This window comes from Streptomyces albus subsp. albus, assembly GCF_000725885.1.
Lineage (GTDB): Bacteria > Actinomycetota > Actinomycetes > Streptomycetales > Streptomycetaceae > Streptomyces > Streptomyces albus.
Window position 1 is genome coordinate 47,741 of record NZ_JODR01000024.1, and the last position, 5,502, is coordinate 53,242.

Annotated in this window: 5 protein-coding genes; all 5 read left to right on the top strand. The window is 65.4% G+C overall.

Annotation, left to right across the window (positions count from 1 at the left end):
- Window positions 1–107 precede the first annotated feature (107 nt).
- On the top strand, window positions 108–458 hold the full coding sequence (locus IO40_RS0125755) for a hypothetical protein (protein WP_030408775.1): 351 nt from the start codon (window positions 108–110) through the stop codon (window positions 456–458).
- Window positions 459–559: 101 nt separating this feature from the next.
- Entirely contained in the window at window positions 560–871 is a 312-nt protein-coding gene (locus IO40_RS0125760) for a WXG100 family type VII secretion target (protein ID WP_234315653.1), read from the top strand.
- A gap of 92 nt (window positions 872–963) precedes the next feature.
- The gene (locus tag IO40_RS0125765; RefSeq protein ID WP_016470338.1) at window positions 964–1,467 is read left to right on the top strand and encodes a type VII secretion system-associated protein; all 504 of its coding nucleotides are present in this window, start codon (window positions 964–966) and stop codon (window positions 1,465–1,467) included.
- A 94-nt stretch (window positions 1,468–1,561) separates the two neighbouring features.
- Window positions 1,562–4,912: an AAWKG family protein gene (locus IO40_RS37760; RefSeq protein ID WP_031176229.1), complete on the top strand. Its 3,351-nt coding sequence runs from the start codon at window positions 1,562–1,564 to the stop codon at window positions 4,910–4,912.
- Between the two features lie 124 nt (window positions 4,913–5,036).
- Window positions 5,037–5,483, top strand: coding sequence for a YbaB/EbfC family nucleoid-associated protein (locus tag IO40_RS0125775; protein ID WP_078616424.1), 447 nt, complete (start codon window positions 5,037–5,039; stop codon window positions 5,481–5,483).
- Window positions 5,484–5,502: the final 19 nt, after the last annotated feature.

The window sequence follows — 5,502 nt, forward strand, 5'->3', positions numbered from 1 at the left end:
TCCTTGTTCGAACAAGCAACTGGATGACGGTGCATCCGCATCCTGTGACGCAAGCCGCGCCAGGAATCGGGCCTGGCGGTGAGAATCCACCGGAAAGGGGCAGGCTCATGTCGGGCATGCAGCGGGCAGAGGAACAGGCGACACGGAACGGCATCCAGGCCCTCGAGATGGCCTTCTCGGCCGTCCAGAGCCGTCGTCAGGAAGTCGAGGACACCAAGCACGGCTTGGTGTCGGCCCTCCAGGGCAGCGACGGCCGTGCTTACCAGAGACTGCTCGACTCCTGGGACGAACACGCGGAGATCATCTCGGTGAACCTCCAGGCCATGATCGACCAGCTCAACCAGACCCTGCGCGACCAGGGGCTGACCCAGGGTGCGTCGAACGAGGCCATCAACGAGGCGTACAACCAGTCGCAGACCATCTTCGACAACCTGATGGGCAGCACCGCCGGCAAGTGACCGTGCGGGCCGGTCCCCTCCGGCCCCCCGCGGATGAGTTCACCGCAAGAACCAACCCCCGACAGCCATCCAGCGAGACGAGGTCACCGATGTCGGAAAACATGTCTGATGGATACATCTTCGTCAGCTACAGCCACGTGGACAACGCGGTCGAGGAGATGCGCCTCGCGACGCGTCAGATCAGCAAGATCATCGCGGATCTGAACGACGAGCTCCAGCCTCTGAAGAACTCCTGGGAAGGTGACGACCGCAGGGTCTACGACCGGAAGCAGGCCGCGTGGAACAACGCCGTCCACAACATGGGCCAGTGGCTCGAAGACAATGCGAAGACGCTGGACCACATTCGTGAGCTCTACACGAAGAATGAGCAGAAGCAGGCGCAGAGCTGGCAGGAGGTCAGGTCCGGTCGCTGACCCGGCATTGTTGGGGCGGCCGTTCCACACCACCATGTGGGGCGGTCGCCCGTTTCTCGTCATCCTGACCGTGCGCGGAGAGAGGCAAGGACATGGCCGAGGGAAATCAGCCCGCGACGCAGCTCAACAAGGAATGGCTCCAGAATTTCAAGAACCATGACATCGCGGCCTTCCGGGACCTGCTCAAGGCGATCTCGGAGGACGGCGAGAACCCCATGGCTCCCGCCATGAAAACTCTCAACAACAAGGACGCGCCCATTCCCGGCCTTCCCTTCGGCACGCCCGTACCGCTCGCGATCGGGAATCTCGCGGGTGACGAGAGTACCCACGGGAAGAAGGTGAACGAGTCCGTGGTGGAGATGGTGCAGGTACTCGACGGCATCATCAGCAGCCACATGGACCTGTTCAAGGACATCGAATCCGCCCTTGAGGAGACCATCGACACCCTCTTCAAGACGCAGGGGCAGAGCCTGGACGCCATCGACGGCCAGAAGCTGTTCGACATCTTCGAGGACGAGGACGTCGAGGCCGACCTCACGACGCCGCCGGACGAGGAGAGCAGTGGCGGCGGAGGCGACGACGATGACGACGACTAGCCACTGACCCCGCCCCGTCGGGCGGCTGCCTTATCGCCTGTTGTCCCGGCTGCGCCGCCCCCGCTCGATGATCCCCCGCTGATGGAGTCCCGCCATGGCCGAAGAGAAGCCTGACAAGACCGAGTACGACGACTACTGGGCGAAGGCCATCACGCTCTTCACGGGGTACGAGCCCCCGCCGAGGAGTTCCCTCTTCGACGAGATCGTCGGCAACCACGGCATCAAGCAGATGAGGGTCGAGGTCACCAAGCAGGGCAGCGTCGAGTCCGTCACCGGGCACGAGTACGACTGGATGGTGGACAACGCCGGCTGGGACATCCAGAACACCGACTTCGTCATCCCCTTCTACACCGCGGGCGGTTACGAGGGAGTCACTTACTACAAAGCGCGGTTCACACTCATCGGTGCCAAGATCGCGGACGGCAAGCCGGTGGGCGGCGAGGTCGTGGGGGGTGAAATCAAGAGCGCCTACGGCAAGGAGCTCGAGGACGGCCATTTCAAGCCGAGCGACGACGGCCCGGTCTGGAACACCCTCGCGCTGACCCAGTACTCCTACGGGACCGGACACGCGCTGCACGACCTGCTGGAGAAGGAGAACGGAACCCTCGGCTACAGCTGGGGCGGTGCCGACCCGATCGACATCACCAAGGGTGTCCGTCTCCAGTCGTTCGACATGGTGGCGGAGTCCTTCGACCGGGTGGCGAGGTTCTTCTACAACAGCAAGAACACCATGGACGAGTGGCTGGCCCGCGTGGGCACCGAGCAGAACGACGCGTGGCTCGGTCAGGCGGCCGGTGTCTTCTGGGACCTCATCCATGAACTCAGGCGGCGGTACGACCACTACGCCGACGACATGGAAGCCACGGCGACAACCTCGAAACCGGGCAATGCGCTCAGGTCCGCCGGTGCCGCGCTGAAGAAGGAGGCCGAGTACCTTCGCGACAAGTGGGACTACTGGAGCCTCTACGAGGGCAACCCGCTGCGGTGGCTGGTCGATCTGCTGTCTGAGATCGCCGACAACTCCTGGTACAACAACCTCACGCAAGTGGACGCCGACTACATTCCCGGCGTCTACAGCGCCTATGGCAGCACCCCCGGCCACTGGACCTACACCCCCACCTCGGACTTCACCTCGGACGCCATCGACCGGAACAAGAAGTCCCACGGCCCGATGACCGAGCTGGACACCTGGAAGAACGTGGGGGACGAGGCGGTCGCCCGCTGGGAGAAATCGGTCAAGGAGAAGCTGATCGACCCGGCCGAGACGGCGCTGCGGAATCTGGCCACCGCGTGGGGCACGTCCCACTTCGACCTCGGCTCCATCAGCACCAAGAGCGACAAGGGGCTGGAGGAATCCTTCAAGGAGGACAAGACCGAGAAGGAGAAGAAGGACGCCGAGGACAAGGCGGCGAAGGACAAGGCGGACGCGGACGCCAAGTACGAGAAGGACAAGAAGGACGCCGAGGAGAAGGCGGCGAAGGACAAGGCGGACGCGGACGCCAAGTACGAGAAGGACAAGAAGGACGCCGAGGAGAAGGCGGCCAAGGAGAAGGCCGAGGCGGACGCGAAGTACGAGAGGGACAAGAAGGAGGCCGAGGAGAAGGCGGCCAAGGAGAAGGCCGAAGCCGAGGCCAAGCAGGCGGAGATCGAGCGGAAGCAGGAGGAGAAGGAGAAGGCGGCCGAGGCGAAGGCCGAGGCGAAGGAGAAGGAGCAAGAGGCCAAACAGGCCGAGATGGAGCGGAAGCAGGAGGAGAAGGAGAAGGCGGCCGAGGCCAAACAAGCGCAGGCCGAAGCCAAGCAGGAGGAGATCCGCCAGGCGCAGGAGGCCAAGCAGGACGCCTACCAGCAGAAGCAGGAAGAGGCGCAGAAGCAGGCCCAGGCGTTCCAGATCCAGCAGGCGAACCAGCAGCGGGCGGAACAGAACCGGCGGGAGAAGGAGCAGGAGAAGAAACAGGCGGAGGCCGAGGCGAAGCAGGAGCAGATCCGCGCAGAACAGGAGGCCAAGCAGGACCAGATTCGCGCGGAGCAGGAGAAGAAACAGGCGGAAGCCGAGGCCAAGCAGGAGCAGGTCCGCGCAGAACAGGAGAAGAAGCAGGAGGAGATCCGCGCCGAGCAGGAGAAGAAGCAGGAGGAGGCGCAGCAGAAACAGGAGGAGATCCGCCAGGAGCAGGAGCGGAAGCAGGAGGAGAAGGAGAAGGAGGCAGAGGCCAAACAGGCGCAGGCCGAGGCCAAGCAGGAGCAGATCCGCGAGGAGCAGGAGAAGAAGCAGGACCAGATCCGCGCGGAGCAGGAGAAGAAGCAGGAGGAGTATCAGCAGAAGCAGGACCAGGTCCGCGCCGAGCAGGAGGCCAAACAGGACCAGATCCGCGAGGAGCAGGAGAAGAAGCAGGAGGAGTATCAGCAGAAACAGCAGCGGCTCAGCCGTCAGCTCAACGGTGGCGATCTCAGCCATCTCACGCATGACGGCGGCGGACTGGGACAGCACCTGAGTCCCGACATCTCGGGGCCGGTCAACGGCGACGACTCACTGACCAACCCCGACGGCAGCACCTCCCACCTGGACTCTCAGGGCCGGGTCGTGACGGAGTACCCCGACCGCAGCAAGGTCGTGGTGGACCCGCACACCCAGATGGCCACCGTCACCAGGCCGGACGGCAGCTCGTACTCCGGACCGCTCAACGCCGGTGACCTGCTCAACGGCCCCGGCGGCAGCACCGTCCACCTGGACCCGCAGGGCCAGGTCGTCACCGAGTACCCCGACGGCAGCATCTCGCGGGTGGACCCGGACACCGGCGCCACCTCGATCACCAGCCCGGACGGCACGACGACCACGGGCTACCTCAACGACCCCGACAGCGCCTTCCCGGACTACAGCCCCGGCTCTCACCAGCTCAACGGCGGCCACTACGGCTCCTTGAACACCCCCTCCTACGACTACGGCGACCCCTCCTACGAGGAGGAGCTGTACGACGACTCGCCCTACCGCGAGCCGTCCCTGGGTGGTGGCTCCGGCGGCGAGGCGCAGAGCATGGGCCGCGGCACCCCGCTCAACAGCGGTCCGCTGCCCGCCGGTATGGTCGGCGGCGCGGGTATGGGCGGCATGCCCATGGGGGGTATGCCGATGGGCGGTATGGGCGGCATGGGCGGAGCGGGCGGCAAGGGCAGCGACGGTCCCTCGGAACGCGTCCGCAACGTCATCGACACCGGCGAGGTGGTCAGCAACCGCCGTCCCGGCGCGGCTCCGCGTGCCAAGGGAGGCTACGAGGAGCGGCAGACCGTCAGCACCAGCGGCGCCAACCCGTTCCTGCCGCCGATGGGCGGCGCCGGCGGCCCCGGGCAGACGGAGACCGAAAGTAGCGACCGCGAACGCGAGGTCTGGGAACCGGAGGACGACGACGTGTGGGGCACCGATGAGGGCGGGGCGCCGGCGGTGATCGGACGTTAGCTCCCAGCCGAGGTTTTGTGCTGGTCGCAGCGGGTGTCCGAGGCGTCACCGAGAGGTCGGGAGGTGGCTTTGCCGCCCGCCGTGCAGCACTATGGCAATCTCTTCTCTTTGAACAGGAGTTCTGTTGTCCGAGCCGTTGCAGGAGCGCATCAACCAGGCCATGGCCGAACTTGAGGCCACCCAGGCCGCTGTCGCGCGGGCGCAGGCGGATCTGAGTCAGGCCTCCGCGACGGTGCGTTCCAAGGACCGTGTGGTGGAGGCGACCGTCGGACCGCAGGGCGAGTTGACGGGGCTGAAGTTCGTCGACAACAAGCACCAGAACATGACGGGACCTCAACTGGCCGCCTCGATCATGGAAGCGGTCCAGCAGGGGCGGGCGCAGATGGCGCAGCGGGTGATGAACACCTTCGCGCCCTTCACCCGGCCCGGCCCCGAAGGATCGGTCCGCCGCGGACTGGACCTCGACTGGAACCGGATCTTCGGCTCGGCGCTCGACGGCGGCAACCAGAACGGTGCCCGCCGCTCGGGCCGCAACCGGCTGCGCGACGAGATCGACGAGGACATCGACTGAGCGAGGAAGGGAAGGGCCA

Excerpts from the sequence above, each read along its gene's own strand:
- IO40_RS37760 (WP_031176229.1), top strand. The coding sequence starts at position 1,562 with ATGGCCGAAGAGAAGCCTGACAAGACCGAGTACGACGACTACTGGGCG.
- IO40_RS0125760 (WP_234315653.1), top strand. The coding sequence starts at position 560 with ATGTCTGATGGATACATCTTCGTCAGCTACAGCCACGTGGACAACGCG.
- IO40_RS0125755 (WP_030408775.1), top strand. The coding sequence starts at position 108 with ATGTCGGGCATGCAGCGGGCAGAGGAACAGGCGACACGGAACGGCATC.
- IO40_RS0125765 (WP_016470338.1), top strand. The coding sequence starts at position 964 with ATGGCCGAGGGAAATCAGCCCGCGACGCAGCTCAACAAGGAATGGCTC.